Genomic DNA, 16,540 nt, shown 5'->3' with positions numbered 1-16,540 from the left:
CAATACATTTTCAAACTTAACGCAACGCTTTTTAATTAATAACTTCATTCCAAAGTGATAGTTGAAATAATTCAAATAAAAAATTTTTTTCCGCTAATATGTAACTACATTTTTAAAAAAAGTTTTGGATCAACAGGATTTAAAATTATCAAAGAAACTTATTTCCTCATATAAAAAGAGATTGGAAAAAGAAATCCTAGACAGAAGTATGAAATTAAAGATGCCTCAAAATAAATTTGAAGAAATAATTAATAACAATAATGAACTTATAAATTTAAAAAAAGCGTTAGAAGATCTAGAAACGGAATCTGAATCTCATAGTAAAGTCTGATTTTTGAAAAACCCTTCCAAAAGTGCCTCAAACCAACAATTTCCTTTTTAAGTCCCTAAACAATCAACAACTTCAAGCAGTAAAACATGTTTATGGACCACTATTAGTTGTAGCAGGTGCAGGTAGCGGAAAAACTAAGGCTCTTACTCACAGAATTGCAAACCTTATTGAAAATAACTCTATAGATCCGTACAACATTCTCGCTGTCACTTTCACTAACAAAGCTGCTAAAGAAATGAAAGCAAGATTAGAGGTTCTTTTAGCCCAAGAATTAGCTTCTAATCAATTTGGTCAGCCTTGGACAACTCTCAAAGAAATTGATCAAAATCAATTAAGAGCAAACGTTCACCAAGAGAGGCTTCAGAACCTTTGGATCGGTACTTTCCATTCCTTATTTTCAAGACTTCTGAGATATGATATTGAAAAATATACTGATCCGGAAGGCCTAAAATGGACAAGACAATTTTCAATTTATGATGAAACAGATTCTCAAACATTAGTAAAAGAAATTATCAGTCAAGATATGAATCTTGACCCAAAAAGATATGATCCCAAAAAGATTAAAAGATTAATAAGTAATGCTAAAAATCAATGCTTAACTTCTAATGATCTTTTAGAAAAAGCAGAAAATAATTTTGATAAAACAGTTGCAGAAGCCTACAAGAGATATAGGATTTCGCTCTCAAAAAATAATTCTTTAGACTTTGATGATCTTCTGCTTTTGCCCGTTTTCTTATTGAGACAAAATGATATAGTCAGAGATTACTGGCACAAAAGATTTAAACATATTTTAGTTGACGAATATCAGGATACAAATAGAACACAATATGAACTTATAAAATTAATTACGGCTGGGAATACTGAACCAAAAAAATTCTTCAATTGGGAAGATCGGTCAATTTTTGTAGTTGGGGATGCTGATCAAAGTATTTATAGTTTCAGAGCAGCTGACTTCAGAATTTTAATTGGTTTTCAAGAAGATTTTAAAACATCAATCAACGACGATAGAAAATCATCTTTAATTAAATTAGAAGAAAATTATAGGTCATCTTCCAATATCCTTGATGCTGCAAACTCATTAATTGAAAACAACTCTGAAAGAATTGACAAAGTTTTAAAGGCTACAAAAGAAAAAGGGGAACTTTTAACGTTACTCAGCTGTGATGATGAAATTTCCGAGGCAGAAGCAATTACCAATAAAATAAAATCACTCAATAACTATAATCAAAACCCAATTTGGAAAAATTTTGCAATTTTATATCGAACCAGAGCTCAGTCGAGAGTATTAGAAGAATCTCTTGTAAGGTGGCGCATTCCTTATACAATTTTTGGAGGATTGCGTTTTTATGATAGAAGAGAAATTAAAGATGCAATAGCATATTTGAAAGTCTTGGTTAATTCTTCAGATAACGTTAGTCTTTTACGCATCATAAATGTTCCTAGAAGAGGGATTGGTAAGACTACTATTCAAAAACTGAATGAACTATCTAATAGGTTAAATATCCCATTATGGGAGGTTCTTAATGATAAGCAAAGTCTTGAAGAAACAATAGGCCGATCATCAAAAGGAATTAATAAATTTACTGAAATTATGAATGATCTACTGTGTTACCTAGAAAATTCTGGTCCCGCTCAACTACTACAACTTATATTAGAAAAAAGTGGTTATTTAAGTGACTTGCTATCCAGTGGGACTGAAGAATCTGAAGATAGAAGAAATAACTTACAAGAACTAATTAATGCAGCTACTCAATATGAAGAAGAAACAGAAAGTGGAGATGTAGAGGGATTTCTTTCTACAGCAGCCTTAACAACTGATAATGATACGAAGAAAAATAATCCTAACTCTGTAACTCTCATGACTCTGCATAATAGTAAAGGTTTAGAATTTCAAAATGTTTTTATCACAGGTCTAGAACAAGGTCTCTTCCCTAGCCATAGATCAATAGATACTCCCTCACTTCTTGAAGAGGAAAGAAGATTATGCTATGTAGGTATTACTAGAGCTAAAGATAGAGTTTTCTTAAGTCATGCCAGAGAAAGAAGATTATGGGGTGGAATGCGTGAAGCAACAATTCCTTCAATATTTCTTTCAGAAATACCTGAAGATTTAATGGATGGCGAATTACCACAAACTGGTGGTGCTTCAATTAGAAGAGATTGGCATCTTGATCGTTTAACCAGAGTTGATCGAAACAATCCAAATGAATTTGTTAACAAACCAATAAATGCAGTAAGGAAATTATATTCAGGTCCTAGTAAAGGAAAAAGCTGGATAGTTGGAGATAAGCTAATTCACTCAAAGTTTGGGAAAGGTGAAATCATACATATTTTTGGGAGTGGGGAAAAAATATCTTTAGCAGTAAAATTTGGTGATAAAGGAAGTAAAATTCTAGATCCCAGATTAGCTCCAATTCGTTATGTAAGTTAAAACTCATGAACGATATCTCTGATTACATTCAAGGGGAATTAATCAAAACTCCATTTAATCTATATAACCTAATTGTTAAATACATAGAATCTAATAACAATACTAAAGTAGCTTTTGTTGGCGGTTATTTAAGAGATTTATTAATTAGTAAATTCCACAAAAAATCGTTTTCTAAACCTGTAGATATTGATCTTGTTATTGAAGGATCCTCTCTTTCTCTGGCAAAATTTATCAAAAAAAATATCCTAAATGTTGATTTATGTTTAATCAAGGAATTTAATCTATACAACACAGTAGAAATAAATATTAATGACTATAAAATTGATATTGCTTCTGCAAGAAAAGAAATTTATTCTGCTCCTGGCTTAAATCCCACAGTAAATAAAAGTACTATTGAAGAGGATCTTAAGAGGAGAGATTTCACGATAAATTCAATAGCTTTCGAGGTCTCGACAAGGAAAATCTATGATCTTTATGGTGGAATTTCTGATATAAAAAGTAAAAGATTAACCTTACTTCACAGTAATAGTATTTCAGATGATCCAAGTAGATTAATTAGATGTGCAAAATATGCTTCAAGGTTAGATTTCAATATTTCAAATAATTCCCTTAAACAATCTCAAGAAACAGTTAGACAATGGCCATGGAAAAGTTCAGAAACTCATCAGAAAATGATTTACCCTCCTGCACTAGGCATACGAATAAGGATGGAACTAGCTGAAATATGCAAACACGATAATTTGACTAATGTAATTTCGATAATTCATAAATGGGAAATCATCTCAATCTTAGATGAAAATATTAAAGTCGATAAAAGTTTTTTAAGAGGACTAAATTGGATTAAGAAGTTAAAGGGAAATCATATGCTTTACTTATTAAAAGATTCAGAAGATTTAGAAAAAGCATGTCAAAGATTTTTGGTAAATAATAGTGAGATAAAAATATTAGAAGATTATTTAAATATCAAAAAGATATTAAATACAAATCAAAAAAATTTCAATCATTTTTCTCCATCAAGTTGGACAGAATTTATTGAGGACAGAAACCTTAATGATGAGACAGTCAAATTACTTATTTGTGATGGAGGACCTTACTGGCATAAATTGTTTAAGTGGTTATTTATTTACAAATTCATAAAATCAAAAAAAGATGGGGAAACATTAAAAAAAGAAGGATGGGATCCAGGGAAGGAGATGGGAAAGGAAATCAAAAGATTAAGATATTTGGAAATTGACAAATTAAATAGAAAATAATTACATTTCTACAACTTCTCCAACTTTGTACCATTTATCCTTTAGAACATTTTCATATTTACGATTGCAACTAATCAACAAGGGTCCACATGTTTGAGGATCTAATAGTAATGATATTCTCTCGTTAAAAGTCTCTTGATCTAATGAATTTTCGTTTAAAAAATTAATAATTCTTTTTTGCTTATTTACTTTATAAATTTTGTCAAAAATTTCTTTATTAGATTCAAACAAAGTGCTCTTAACATCTTTTCTTATTAAATCAAATACTCCAGGATAAGCTTTAAATGCAAATAAATCTAATAAAACTTTTAGTGGCTCAAGATTATTTCTTTGTCTATATAAATTAGATGATTCAATCATTTCTTTAAGATGTCCAATAAATCCATACCCAGTAATATCAGTGGCAGCATTGACTAATGATTCTTTAAATTGATTTTGAAAAAGATAAATTTCATCAATCAAATATTGCTGACTCTTTACTAAATTATTAATTATTTCAGAAGAACTACCTAGCATATTAATATTTTGCATTTGACCGGCAAAGTAAATCCCAATGCCCAGAGGTCTAGACATCATGAGAATATCTCCAATATTCATTCTAGATTTAAGCCATGGTTTTGCTCCATTTTTTAAGATACCTTGAACTGTTAAAGAAATATCTATTCCTAATGAATAAGGTTTATTTACTAAACTTCTTGCCTCGAAAGTATGGCCTCCAAGTAATTCACCTTCATGATCCTTAACTGTTGATTTTATACCTTGAAGTGATTGAGAAAAGAGGTAACTCTGAAATTCCCTTTCAACTTTTGGTAATGAAATTAAAGCCTGCGCGGATGAAAGTTTCGCTCCGCATGCCCATAAATCTGAGCAAGCATGCAAAGTAGTAATTTTTGCATTAAGCCAAGGATCACTTACCAAAGCAGGAAATCCATCTACACTTTGCAAGATAATATCTTGACCATTTTGATATATCTCAACTGAATCTTCAGGTGATGAGGCAAAAGAATTTAAATTAGAATTTATTAATGATTTATTCAAAACAAACTGAGGAATTTTAGCTGCACATCCTCTGCAATCATTCAATGAAATATTTTTTTCACTACTTTTCATAACTAGCCTTTTTGATCTGAACTTATTAATAAAGTTGAGATCAATCTTATACTTTAAAATCCAAAAAAGAAAAGAAGGGCCAAAAACAAAATTGCGATAAATAGCAAAAGCCTTTGAATGATGACTTGGAAATATATTTACTATTTGCAATCCAATCTTTTGAGGAAACCACTTTTGTAATGATCTCCCTTCTATATCTTTTTTTAGATTTTGGACTAATGTATTTACAACTTTTACTGCAAAAACTCCCGATGCTGGTCTTTTTGATGAGCATACAACTGCGCAATCACCGACAGCAAAGATTCCAGAGAAACTTTTTATCTGCAAATTCTGATTAGTGATTATTCTGCCATCAGAATCCGAATCTAATAATTTTTTTTGTGCCCATAACGGAGATGTATTTCCAGTACACAAAAGAATCTTGCCATAATCAAAATTAAGTTTTTCAACTAAATCAATATTGAAATTCCGTAAACTTTTAAGAATTGTATTATTAATTTTTCTAGAATCACATAATAATTTTAAAGATCTATTTCTCCATCTTTTTCTCAAAGCATATGATAATTCAATTGCAGCAAGACCACTCCCAACTATTACAAATGGAAGTTCATTAATTGAATCAAAAATGTCCTCTTTTTTTATTAATTCATAAGCCCTCAAAAAAGGTTTAATTGTAAAAGCATTTCGATTTTTAACTAATAATTCAAATTCTTTTGGAATTATTGTTTGACTTCCATAATTAAGCACCAACTTCGAATAATTAACTGAAGGTCTATTACTTAAAACAATTTTCTTTAAATTGAAATCAATATCCTTTACTTCTTCTTCTATAAAAGATACCTTTGCATTTTTTGCTAAAGATTTTATATCAATTAAACTCTCTTCTAAAGTGATTGATTTTGAAATCACCGATGGGAATATCGCCGAATAAACCAAATGAGAATCTCTAGATATAATTGAAACAGGAATTTCTGGCATTAATTTCGGAAACATCAACCATTTCTTCAGTAAAGAAACATTTGAGTGTCCTCCTCCAATTAGTACCAGATGATTAAAAGTCATTTACTTCATTATGAATAAAGAACATTTATTACCAATTGAAAAATCAAGATTAGGAGTGATTGGTGGAAGTGGATTTTATTCAATGGATCAAATAGAGTACTCAAGAGAACTTGAAATCAATACCCCCTATGGTAAACCCTCTGATTCAATTAAAGTATATAAACTTGGAAACCTAGAGATAGCATTCATTCCTAGACATGGCAGAACACATAGTTTAAATCCTTCTGAAATTCCTTACAAAGCTAATATTTGGGCTCTAAGATCAATAGGAGTAAGATGGATTATTGCTCCATCAGCGGTTGGTTCATTACAAGAACAGATAAGGCCACTTGATATAGTGGTTCCAGATCAATTTATAGACCGGACAAAAAATAGACCTGCAACCTTTTTTAAAGAGGGAGCTGTTGCTCACGTAACTATGGGAGATCCCTTCTGCACAAATTTATCACGTATATTAAGTGAAATCGGAGAAAAAAATATTCCTGGCGGTAGACAATTGCATAGAGGGGGTACCTATCTAGCCATGGAGGGGCCCGCTTTCTCAACTAGAGCAGAATCTAATTTATATAGGAGTTGGGGATGTTCAATAATTGGAATGACGAACCACACAGAAGCAAGATTAGCGAAAGAAGCTGAAATAGCTTACGCCTCATTATCTATGGTTACTGATTATGATTGCTGGCATCAAACTCATCAAGAAGTTTCTGTAGAGATGGTTTTAGATAATCTTAGATCAAATACTGAAGTGGCCAATAAAATAATATTTGAAGTAGCTAAATTAATTGAAAAAGAAAGACCAAAAAGTAAATCTCATTTTTCATTAAAAGATGGATTGATAACCCAAAAAGAAAATATCCCAAGCTCTACAAAAGAGAAACTAAGGATATTTACTGATTCTTATTAGACTTTTTTGATATTAGTGATTATCAGGACAGGGTGAGGATTTGTTAGCCTCCAGCTCCTACTCCTTGGTATGAACCATAGAAGAATATTCCTAAAACGAAGATAACTGCAATTCCACCTGCTGTAGCAACAAGCCATAAAGGAAGAGTTCCTTCAGTCCATCTTCTTTCCCATGCAACTGCTGGTCTACCGTCGGGAAGTCTATCTGGAATTCTTCCATCAGGTCCTTTTAATTTACTCATGATTTTAATTTAGTTGAAAAAGTAACTGGAAAATAAAATTCCCAATACAAAGACTGATAATAAGCCTAAATAAAGGCTTGTACGATTAAGTTCAACTGGAACTTTGTTAGGATTTTCGTTTACTTGCATGATAGTTAAATTTATCGGGCTACGAATTGCATAGCAGCAATTGAACCTAAAAAGAATACTGAAGGGATAGCTAGAGCGTGAACTGCTAGCCAACGGACAGTAAATATAGGATAAACGCGGACTTCCGCAGCCTGCATTGGAGCTTGAGAATTAGTCATTGTTATTTTGTTCTTAAATCTAGTTGAGATTTAGCTTCATATCTTTGTGTCACGACAGGTGCTTTAGATTCAGATGATTGGAAATAACTATCTGGACGAGGAGTTCCGAAAGCATCGTAAGCTAAACCTGTATATACAAATAAGAAGCCTGCTATAAAGATAGCTGGTAATGTTACTGCATGAATAATCCAGTATCTAATACTGGTGATTATTTCAAAGAATGGGCGTTCACCCGTTGAACCTGCGGCCATAATCACAAATGTTTACCCTATGATCTTACAGTGTAAAATCATAAGTTCGCGAAGAAATTAACAGGTTGGTTACAGACAGTTGCTAAATCTTTCAAAAATTAATTTTTTTTTTACTATTAACTCGAGTTATTTAAAGTTAGCTATTCCATTTAAGGATATAACCACGCTCGCCAAGTACAAATCCTTTTTGATTATCTAAAGCCTCTTTATCAAGAAAAACTATTTTAATGTAGTTTGTTGGCAATTCAGAAGCAATAGGATCTTTATTCCAAGTTTTACCTTGATCTTTACTTACTATTAAAGTTCCATTCCCCCCGCCAGCCCATATATCACCATTTGGATCCCATCCCATGTCTAGATAATTGTATCCATTTAGAATTGGTATAACAGGCTTTGACCAATTTTCTAGGTCATTAGTATCTTCATTAAATCTAATTTCTGCTCCTCTAGAAAGCATCCATAAACTTCCTTCTGGATTAAAACCAATACTTTGAACTCTTTTACTACTGGCTCTTTGATGAGCTATCCATGCATCACTATCCTTTTCCAAAGTAGAAAAGAAATTACCTAGACTACTTACACTGACATAATCTCCTTTATTAGTTCTTCTTAAGTCTCTTACGCCTCCAGAACCAGATGCATCTACAACTTTTGCATTCCATGATTCACCACTATCTGATGTTTCATAAATAGCACCTGCAGTGGTAGCCAATTCTGCAACACCAGCATCGACAGTTGTTATTAGAAATGGCTGGCCTGGTAATTTACCTAGAGATAAACGTGTCCAATTCTTTCCTGCATCAAGTGTATGCATAACTAATGAAGGCTGACCTATTAACCATCCCTCTTCCCCTTTAAAATCTATATCTAGGAGACGAAAGTTCTCTTCACTTGGTAAATCTAAATTTCTTTTTTCCCAAGTTTCTCCCCCATCATTGGATTCCATAATAAGTCTATTAGAACCTACTAAAAATCCATTTTTATCATTTATAAAATCAACATCTAAAGCATTAGCCTGGTCCTCAAACTGAATTGTTTTCCAAGGGCTGCTATCATTCATCTTTACTCCTGTAGATGAACAACTGCTCAATACAAAACAAAGAAGAACTGATAAAAGAAGATTGGGAATACTAGTAATAATTTTTTTCATTTGTATATATTAATGCAAAGAGTACAAAGAAAGGAACATAGCAGCAGCAAAAGCTAGACCTCCAAAAATCAATATGTTTTTTTGTCCAGGAGGTAAACTATTAAATCCAAATCCATAAACTAAATTTTCTTCAAAACCACTAGGTTTAGATTTAGGACCTATATCCTTATAAAAATTTTTACCAGCTCGACAAACAGGGCAAGCGAAGGTATTCCCATCTAACTCTGAAAAAGGAGTATTTTTAGGTATATTTAATTTTTTATTTCCTTCAGATGGATCATAAATGTATCCACAACTTCTACATTCGAATCTATTTTGTTCTAAATTAGGTACAGGTTGTTCAACATTTACTCCTGAGGAGTTTTCAGAAAGTTTTTCTTTCTCAAAATCTTCGACTATTTTGTTTTCCTCAGAGGCTGGTTGAATGTTTTCACTCACGGTTTATTATTGTTCTTTAAGAACTTTAAAAGATTTTGCTTAATTAAGCGACTTTTATTCAAAATTAATTTTTAAGATGTTTTTATTAACTGGCTATGAATATTTTTTAGGTTTCCTTCTAATTGCAGCTGCTGTACCAATATTAGCTCTTGTTACTAATCTCATCGTTGCCCCAAAGGGCAGAACAGGGGAAAGAAAACTTACATATGAATCTGGAATGGAGCCCATAGGGGGAGCATGGATTCAATTTAATATTCGTTATTACATGTTTGCCTTGGTTTTCGTTATATTTGATGTTGAGACTGTTTTCCTTTATCCTTGGGCGGTTGCCTTCAATAGATTAGGTTTACTAGCTTTTATTGAGGCTTTAATTTTCATTGCAATACTTGTTATCGCTCTGGCATACGCTTGGAGAAAAGGAGCTTTAGAATGGAGTTAAAAAATTGAATCCACAATTATCCCCAAAAGCAATAAGAGAAATCCGAGAAGGAACTTGTAATCCTCTAGGTGCACCCCAAGTCACTACAGACTTAAGCGAAAATATTATATTGACTAGCTTAGACGACCTTCATAATTGGGCTAGATTAAGCAGTCTTTGGCCTCTTTTGTATGGAACAGCTTGTTGTTTTATAGAATTTGCTGCCTTAATAGGATCTAGATTTGATTTTGATAGATTTGGATTAGTACCTAGAAGCTCGCCAAGACAAGCAGATTTATTAATAGTTGCAGGAACAGTAACGATGAAGATGGCTCCAGCCCTAGTAAGACTTTATGAACAAATGCCTGAGCCAAAATATGTGATTGCCATGGGTGCTTGTACAATTACAGGAGGAATGTTCAGCGCAGATTCTACAACCGCTGTAAGAGGAGTTGATAAATTGATACCTGTTGATTTATACCTTCCAGGATGTCCACCAAGACCAGAGGCAATTTTTGATGCAGTTATTAAATTAAGAAAAAAAGTTGGTAATGAATCAATTTTAGAGCGCACAAAAACAGAGCAAACTCACAGATACATAACATCTAACCACGAGATGAATCTTGTTTTCTCAGAAAATACAGGTGAATATCTAAACAAAACTTCAGCTAATGCCATTCCCTCCTCTAATAAAGAAAAAATAACTGAACTGCCTGAAAACTACGAAAAAACTCAAATTATTGATACTGCAGAAGATTAATGGAAAAAGACGGTTTAGCCAAATCCTCAGATAGTTCAATAGAAAAAGAAGGGTTTATAAGCCAATCTTTGTCTAAAGATGGAATACCAAATCAATCTTTATCTGATGATCACATAGGAATAGAAAACATTTCTGTTGAACCTAACAAATTATATGAAGCAGTATCTGCCTTGAAAAATTACGGTTTCAACTATCTCCAATGTCAAGGAGGATATGATGAGGGACCAGGCAAAAATCTTGTTAGTTTCTACCATTTTATAACTGTTGATGATTTACAAAAAATCAAAAAAATTAAAGAAGTCCGATTAAAAGTTTTCTTAAAAAGAGATTCTGATTTATCAATCCCTAGTTTGTATAAAATTTTTAAAGGAAGTGATTGGCAAGAAAGAGAAACTTTTGATATGTATGGAATAAATTTTATTGATCATCCTAATCCTAAAAGACTATTAATGCCTGAAGATTGGAGAGGATGGCCATTGAGAAAAGATTATATTCAGCCAGATTTCTATGAACTTCAAGATGCATATTAGTTTAATTTTTTTAATTTGCGGTAAATAAACATAACTGCTCTTGCCAGTCTTCTTGGATCATGTCTAAGAGTTGGAGTTATTCTCTTTGAATACAATGGTGCTTGCAAAACATAATAACCCTCAGATAATAGTTTTTCTTTATTACATCGAACAGGCTCTGCCCCTCTACTTTCGTAATAGTCTACTAATGGAGACTTTTCAAATTGAATCTGAGATAAGATTGAGTTAAAAATTCTAGTATTAACTCCAAAATTTGATAATTGTTTTTCTATTGCTTTGATATGTTGATAGACATCAAGTCCATCTGTTTCTCCAGGCTGAGTCATCAAATTACTTATATAAATTTTAGGAGCATTACTTTGCAATAAGGCATCTACTATCTCTGGTACTAACAGATTAGGCAATAAAGAAGTGTATAGACTACCTGGGCCAAGAACAATTAAATCAGCTTCTTTTATAGATTCAAGAGCACTCGGAAGAGCTGAAGGATTTTCTGGTAGGTAACCAATCCTCGAAATTAATTTCTTAGATTTACTAATTTTGCTTTCTCCAAAAATTTTTTCACCATCTTCTAATTCGGCCCATAACATAACATCAATGTTTGTTGCAGGTAAAACTTGTCCTTGTACCGCCAAAACCTTACTAGACGCTTGAACTGCTTTTTCTAAACTGCCAGTAATTGTTGTTAAAGCTGACAAGAATAGATTTCCAAAACTATGACCTTCCAGACCACTTCCCCCTGAAAATCTGTACTGAAATAATCTTGTTAAGGTAGGTTCTTCGTTTGATAAGGCTGCTAAACAATTTCTAATATCTCCTGGAGGTTGCACACCTAATTGTTTTCTGAGAATTCCACTACTTCCACCATCATCGGATACAGTTACGATTGCTGTAATATTACCACTGTAATTTTTTAAGCCTTTCAATAAAGTAGATAAGCCTGTACCGCCGCCAATTGCAACAATATTTGGGCCTCTGTTTAATTTACTTTTGACTCTTAATGCATCAACTAAAAATGTATCTTTTTCTGGAACAAGCGCTTTTTGAATAGAGTTAATGCTTCTATTTTGCCCAATCCCAATTAATAATATTCCAAAAACAAAAATCAATGGACCCATAAATGAAACAGGCAAAATACTAGTTAAACCTGTCATTACCGAAAAAAAGATTTCAATAAGCCAATAGAGCGGTCTTAAATTTGTCCAAATTGCCACGCCTAGTAATGTAGTCAAAAAACCTATCGCAGATGTAAGCATCCACCTTTTTATTAACAATCCTGGCAAAAGCCAACTCAAAATTCTTAAGATTTTTTTCAATAAGTCAAAATTAGACTTTTTAAAATTTTTATAATATCTCCTTACCCTTTTTTTACGCTTATTCATTAAAAACCTCTTTAATTATTTTTCTCAAATTTAAAAACTATATAAAATCATTATAAATCAAATTCATACATCCTTTTTTTATTTCTAAAAATAGGCAAAATGAAATAAATAGATGTTTTTTATATAAGTTTTGAAAAAAACAAAGCATGCAGTTGAAACAAAAAACCTCTCAATAAGCTGGGGGGAAGTTAATGTGCTTAATCAAATAAATTTTGAACTTAATGATGGAGAGAAATTAGCTATAGTTGGCCCTTCAGGTTCTGGTAAATCAACCATATTAAAAATCTTAGCAGGACTAATTTTACCTACCAAAGGAGAACTAAGAATATTTGGTGAGAAACAAACATATTTGAGATTAGATCAAAATAATCCTCCTGATGTAAGACTAGTTTTTCAGAACCCGGCTTTATTAGGATCTCTAACTATTGAAGAAAATGTAGGTTTTCTCCTCAAGAGAAATAAAAATCTATCGAAAAAGTCAATTCATGAAATAGTATGTGAATGCTTAGCTGAGGTAGGATTATTTAATGTTGAGAATAAACTTCCAAATGAATTAAGTGGAGGCATGCAAAAAAGAGTAAGTTTTGCGAGGGCATTAATTACTGATCAAACTCTTAATGCGAAGTCTAAACCTTTATTACTTTTTGATGAACCAACTGCCGGCCTTGATCCCATTGCCTCATCAAGAATTGAAGATTTAATTAATAAGACAAATCATAAAGCTCGCGGATCATCTATTGTAGTTAGCCATGTTCTTAGTACTATAGAAAGAACTTCAGATAAAGTTTTAATGCTTTATGGAGGTAAATTCAGATGGGCAGGCTCGATTGATGAATTTAAAAAAAGTAAAGATCCCTATGTATTTCAATTTAGGAATGGGAAACTTGATGGTCCAATGCAACCGAAAGACATTTAGAAACTATGCGTAGAAGCTTACGAGATTCAATAGTTGGTTTTTCCTTATTAGGAGGAATTTTAATATTCACATTTTTTTCTTTTTGGCTAAGAGGAATGAGATTATCTTCAAAAAATTGGTACCTCTTTGCTGAATTCAATAACGCAAGTGGTTTATCAAAAAAATCTCCAGTTACTTACAGAGGAATCTTAGTTGGATCGATAGAAGATATCTTGTTCACGAATGAATCAATTAAAGCAAAAATAGTTTTAAATAATCCTGAAATTATTCTTCCAAGGCCAGCATTTGCAAGGGTAGTTACAAATTCTTTCCTTGGAGGAGATGTACAAGTTGCTTTAGAAACTAGTGACAAGACAATTCCTAAAAACATTGCAAAGCCTATTTCCGAAAAATGCGATACCAAATTAATTATTTGCCAGGGAGACACTATCACAGGTAAACAACTATCAAGTCTCTCAAATATAACTAATAAAATCAGTCAACTTTTAAAAGACACAAATCAAGAAAACTTAATTGAAAACATTGTTAACTCAATTGACCAATTTGACAGGACACAAGAAAATCTTGATGAATTAATTTTTTTATCGAAACAAGAACTACAAAGAGTTGAACCCCTAATAAAAGAAATTACAATCGCTGCTAATCATTTAAATAACATTTTATCTACTATTGATGATCAAGAAACCCTTAAAGATATTAAATTGACTATTAATGCTGCTAGGTCTATTGCAACCAAAATAGATGATATGAGCGATGATTTTGAAAAATTAACACAAGATAAAGAATTAACTAAATCTATAAGAGATTTAACGATTGGACTTTCAAAATTCCTTAACGAAATTTATCCATAAGAAATATTTAGAATTCATTGATAGCATTTAAAGCCATAGCAGCGATTGCTTTATCCGTAGCTTTTGGCAATTGGACGTATTTCCCTTGAGCAGCCTCTGCTAACTCTTTACCAAATCCACTTGCTATAAATTTTCTCTCTGTATCAATTACCAAGAGTTTTATCCCGAGCATGGGATATTTTGCAGCGATATCCAAAACCTCCTGTTTTAAATTGACATTTTCATTATCTTTTCCCTCAACCTCATTTTGTCCTAAAGATAATCCTAATGGAACATTTCCTCTCCCATCGGTAATTCCAACAACAATAACTTGACCTATATCTCCAGTAGAAAGAGCATTTTTTGCAACTTTTGCTGATTGCGTTAGTCCATGAGCTAAAGGCGAACCACCTCCGCAAGGCATTGTTTCTAGCCTTCTCTTCGCTGCAGTTATTGATCTTGTTGGAGGTAAAAGAACTTCTGCCTGATTACCTCTAAAGGGTATTAAGGCAACTTCATCTCTATTCTCATATGCCTCTGTTAAAAGCCTGATAACTGCACCCTTAGCACTTTGCATTCTATTAAGAGCCATAGACCCACTAGCATCAACAAGAAAAATGACTAAAGCACCCGCCTTTTTTTGAAGAAGCTTTGCCCTAAAATCATTCTCTTCAATAACTATTGATTTATTAGGATTCCTCAATCTTCGTGATTTTTGATAAGGAGCTGCAGCTCGCAAAGTCGCATCTACCGCAATTCTTTTTACTTTACCTCTTGGAATTATAGGTTTCACATACCTTCCTCTACTATCACTGAATATTACTGATCTACTTCCACTATTTCCGGCTTTTGCTTTAGCTGATGAAAAAAGTAATAAATCAGGATCAACCATACATGCCTCAGGATCTAAAATAAATTCTTCAGGTATTTCGGGGGTAGAGTCTTCTTCTCCATCAGAATTATCTTGTTCTTGGTCTTGCTCATTATCATTTTCATTAGCCTCAGGTTCAGACTCGTCATTGTTTGATTGAGGTGGAGGGGGGGGACTCTGATCCTCTGGAGGGGGGGGTTGAATATCATCATCTTCTGGAGGAATTTGCATTGATCGTGGGAGAATAACTAACCTAACTGCGACTTTTAGGTCTTCAGAATTTACATTCTCATCGCCGCGAAGAGCTGCATTAGCTTTTGCTACTTTTACTGCAAATAATTCTGACCTATGCCCTTCTACTCCTCCTCTAAGAGCTTCATTCACTAAATAGGTTATTTGCTCTTTTGTTATCTTGACATCCTTTAACCATTGCCTTGCTAAGATTAATTGAGTGGATAAATTATCAGATTCTTCAGACCATTTTTCTGCAAATTTAATATTATTTTTTGCGTGCGATAAAACAGATTTTGTAATCTCAACTCTTTGAGCATTATCAATAGATTGATCTGCGGAAAGCACAATGGCAAAACGATCTAAAACATGATCTCTTAGAGCACCTTCTTCAGGATTATAAGTTGCTATTAAAAGTGACTTACAAGGATGAGAAAGACTTAAACCATCTCTTTCAATATTATTTTTCTCTCTTCCAGTGGCTTCAAGAATTAAATTTACAATGCCATCATCCAATAAATTTATATCGTCTACATAAAGAACACCTCTATGAGCCTCTGCTAAAATTCCAGGTTGAAAAACTTGTTCCCCAGTACTTAATGATGCAGCGACGTCAATTGATCCAACAAGCCTGTCTTCAGTTATGCCAATGGGAACTTGAATAAATGGAGCCTCTCTTACTTTTTTCGGAATTTCTTCAATTTGATTCAAATAATCACTTCCAATTACTTCCTCCAACAATTTATTAGTACTAATATCCCATTCCTCTGGTTTATCTGGATCTAGGTTCCTACCAATAGGTCTTAATGAAGTTCCACTATTTTTCTCAGTTTGCTTTTCCAGTATTATTTCATTATCTAATACCTCTATAGGAGGAAGTAAAGTATGTAAACCCCTTGCTAATACTGACTTACCAGTACCTCTCCCGCCAGCAATAATCACTCCCCCTAAACTAGGATCAACTGCTGCCAAAAGTAAAGATAATTTCAATAAGCTATGACCTGTAATTGCTGCCAAAGGGAAAGCTCTAAAAGAATCCTTTGAATTCATTAAATCTTTGATTTCTCCTTTTTCTTTTAACTCGGGGTTCAAAATCAATTTAAAAATGCCTGATATAGAATTTATCCAATAACTTTGTTTTTTG

Annotated in this window: 18 protein-coding genes; 9 read left to right on the top strand and 9 right to left on the bottom strand. The window is 32.7% G+C overall.

Translation table 11 applies throughout. The features are described 5' to 3' along the window. The first annotated feature begins 124 nt into the window (after nucleotides 1–124). The 3 genes from EW14_RS01695 to EW14_RS01685 are packed head-to-tail and all read left to right on the top strand — an operon-like array spanning nucleotide 125 to nucleotide 4,015. Nucleotides 125–331 (top strand): hypothetical protein, encoded by a 207-nt coding sequence (locus EW14_RS01695; protein WP_025955192.1) that lies wholly within the window; start codon nucleotides 125–127, stop codon nucleotides 329–331. Nucleotides 332–353: 22 nt separating this feature from the next. After that, on the top strand, nucleotides 354–2,762 hold the full coding sequence (locus EW14_RS01690) for a UvrD-helicase domain-containing protein (protein ID WP_042849798.1): 2,409 nt from the start codon (nucleotides 354–356) through the stop codon (nucleotides 2,760–2,762). 5 nt (nucleotides 2,763–2,767) lie between these two features. Next, nucleotides 2,768–4,015 carry a CCA tRNA nucleotidyltransferase gene (locus EW14_RS01685; protein ID WP_042849797.1) on the top strand — a complete coding sequence of 416 codons (1,248 nt, stop codon included), beginning with the start codon at nucleotides 2,768–2,770 and terminating at the stop codon, nucleotides 4,013–4,015. On the opposite strand, the gene EW14_RS01680 is transcribed toward EW14_RS01685, so the two are convergent. Then, nucleotides 4,016–6,187 carry a selenide, water dikinase gene (locus EW14_RS01680; RefSeq protein WP_042849796.1) on the bottom strand — a complete coding sequence of 724 codons (2,172 nt, stop codon included), beginning with the start codon at nucleotides 6,185–6,187 and terminating at the stop codon, nucleotides 4,016–4,018. It abuts the gene before it with no gap. A 10-nt stretch (nucleotides 6,188–6,197) separates the two neighbouring features. Between EW14_RS01680 and mtnP the strand changes: the two genes are divergently transcribed. Further along, on the top strand, nucleotides 6,198–7,091 hold the full coding sequence (gene mtnP, locus EW14_RS01675; protein WP_042849795.1) for an S-methyl-5'-thioadenosine phosphorylase: 894 nt from the start codon (nucleotides 6,198–6,200) through the stop codon (nucleotides 7,089–7,091). 43 nt (nucleotides 7,092–7,134) lie between these two features. Here mtnP and EW14_RS01670 read toward each other — a convergent pair whose 3' ends face one another. From EW14_RS01670 to EW14_RS01650, 6 genes are all read right to left on the bottom strand, one after another. Then, nucleotides 7,135–7,332 carry a photosystem II reaction center protein J gene (locus EW14_RS01670; RefSeq protein ID WP_011375864.1) on the bottom strand — a complete coding sequence of 66 codons (198 nt, stop codon included), beginning with the start codon at nucleotides 7,330–7,332 and terminating at the stop codon, nucleotides 7,135–7,137. Nucleotides 7,333–7,341: 9 nt separating this feature from the next. Beyond that, nucleotides 7,342–7,461, bottom strand: a complete 120-nt coding sequence (locus EW14_RS09795; protein ID WP_002806119.1) for a photosystem II reaction center protein L — start codon at nucleotides 7,459–7,461, stop codon at nucleotides 7,342–7,344. A gap of 11 nt (nucleotides 7,462–7,472) precedes the next feature. Beyond that, on the bottom strand, nucleotides 7,473–7,619 hold the full coding sequence (gene psbF, locus EW14_RS01665; RefSeq protein ID WP_011375863.1) for a cytochrome b559 subunit beta: 147 nt from the start codon (nucleotides 7,617–7,619) through the stop codon (nucleotides 7,473–7,475). Between the two features lie 2 nt (nucleotides 7,620–7,621). Continuing rightward, nucleotides 7,622–7,870 carry a cytochrome b559 subunit alpha gene (gene psbE, locus EW14_RS01660; RefSeq protein ID WP_002806020.1) on the bottom strand — a complete coding sequence of 83 codons (249 nt, stop codon included), beginning with the start codon at nucleotides 7,868–7,870 and terminating at the stop codon, nucleotides 7,622–7,624. 136 nt (nucleotides 7,871–8,006) lie between these two features. Further along, nucleotides 8,007–9,020 carry a photosynthesis system II assembly factor Ycf48 gene (locus tag EW14_RS01655; protein WP_042849793.1) on the bottom strand — a complete coding sequence of 338 codons (1,014 nt, stop codon included), beginning with the start codon at nucleotides 9,018–9,020 and terminating at the stop codon, nucleotides 8,007–8,009. 9 nt (nucleotides 9,021–9,029) lie between these two features. Beyond that, nucleotides 9,030–9,458 carry a rubredoxin gene (locus EW14_RS01650; protein ID WP_042849792.1) on the bottom strand — a complete coding sequence of 143 codons (429 nt, stop codon included), beginning with the start codon at nucleotides 9,456–9,458 and terminating at the stop codon, nucleotides 9,030–9,032. A gap of 76 nt (nucleotides 9,459–9,534) precedes the next feature. On the opposite strand from EW14_RS01650, the gene EW14_RS01645 reads away from it, so the two are divergent. The 3 genes from EW14_RS01645 to EW14_RS01635 are packed head-to-tail and all read left to right on the top strand — an operon-like array spanning nucleotide 9,535 to nucleotide 11,166. Then, a complete protein-coding gene (locus EW14_RS01645) occupies nucleotides 9,535–9,897 on the top strand; it encodes an NAD(P)H-quinone oxidoreductase subunit 3 (RefSeq protein WP_011375859.1) in 363 nt (120 codons plus the stop codon). Between the two features lie 4 nt (nucleotides 9,898–9,901). Beyond that, nucleotides 9,902–10,636, top strand: a complete 735-nt coding sequence (locus EW14_RS01640; protein ID WP_042849791.1) for an NADH dehydrogenase subunit K — start codon at nucleotides 9,902–9,904, stop codon at nucleotides 10,634–10,636. Beyond that, nucleotides 10,636–11,166: an NAD(P)H-quinone oxidoreductase subunit J gene (locus EW14_RS01635; RefSeq protein ID WP_042849790.1), complete on the top strand. Its 531-nt coding sequence runs from the start codon at nucleotides 10,636–10,638 to the stop codon at nucleotides 11,164–11,166. Before EW14_RS01640 ends, EW14_RS01635 begins: the two co-directional genes overlap by 1 nt. Here EW14_RS01635 and yvcK read toward each other — a convergent pair. Then, entirely contained in the window at nucleotides 11,163–12,548 is a 1,386-nt protein-coding gene (gene yvcK, locus EW14_RS01630) for a gluconeogenesis factor YvcK family protein (RefSeq protein WP_042849789.1), read from the bottom strand. The two genes, EW14_RS01635 and yvcK, sit on opposite strands and share 4 nt — an antisense overlap. A gap of 130 nt (nucleotides 12,549–12,678) precedes the next feature. On the opposite strand from yvcK, the gene EW14_RS01625 reads away from it, so the two are divergent. Together EW14_RS01625 and EW14_RS01620 are read left to right on the top strand one after the other, a co-directional pair. Beyond that, nucleotides 12,679–13,464: an ABC transporter ATP-binding protein gene (locus EW14_RS01625; RefSeq protein ID WP_071840792.1), complete on the top strand. Its 786-nt coding sequence runs from the start codon at nucleotides 12,679–12,681 to the stop codon at nucleotides 13,462–13,464. A gap of 5 nt (nucleotides 13,465–13,469) precedes the next feature. Beyond that, the gene (locus EW14_RS01620; RefSeq protein ID WP_042849786.1) at nucleotides 13,470–14,315 is read left to right on the top strand and encodes an MlaD family protein; all 846 of its coding nucleotides are present in this window, start codon (nucleotides 13,470–13,472) and stop codon (nucleotides 14,313–14,315) included. 7 nt (nucleotides 14,316–14,322) lie between these two features. On the opposite strand, the gene bchD is transcribed toward EW14_RS01620, so the two are convergent. Continuing rightward, complete coding sequence (gene bchD / locus EW14_RS01615; protein ID WP_042849785.1) at nucleotides 14,323–16,494, bottom strand: magnesium chelatase ATPase subunit D; 2,172 nt, start codon at nucleotides 16,492–16,494, stop codon at nucleotides 14,323–14,325. Nucleotides 16,495–16,540 lie beyond the last annotated feature (46 nt).

Origin of the sequence: Prochlorococcus sp. MIT 0604 (assembly GCF_000757845.1) — a bacterium.
In the GTDB taxonomy this organism is placed as follows: Bacteria; Cyanobacteriota; Cyanobacteriia; order PCC-6307; family Cyanobiaceae; genus Prochlorococcus_A.
Note: the sequence above shows the minus strand (reverse complement) of the source record. Positions and strands in the feature narration are given on the sequence as shown.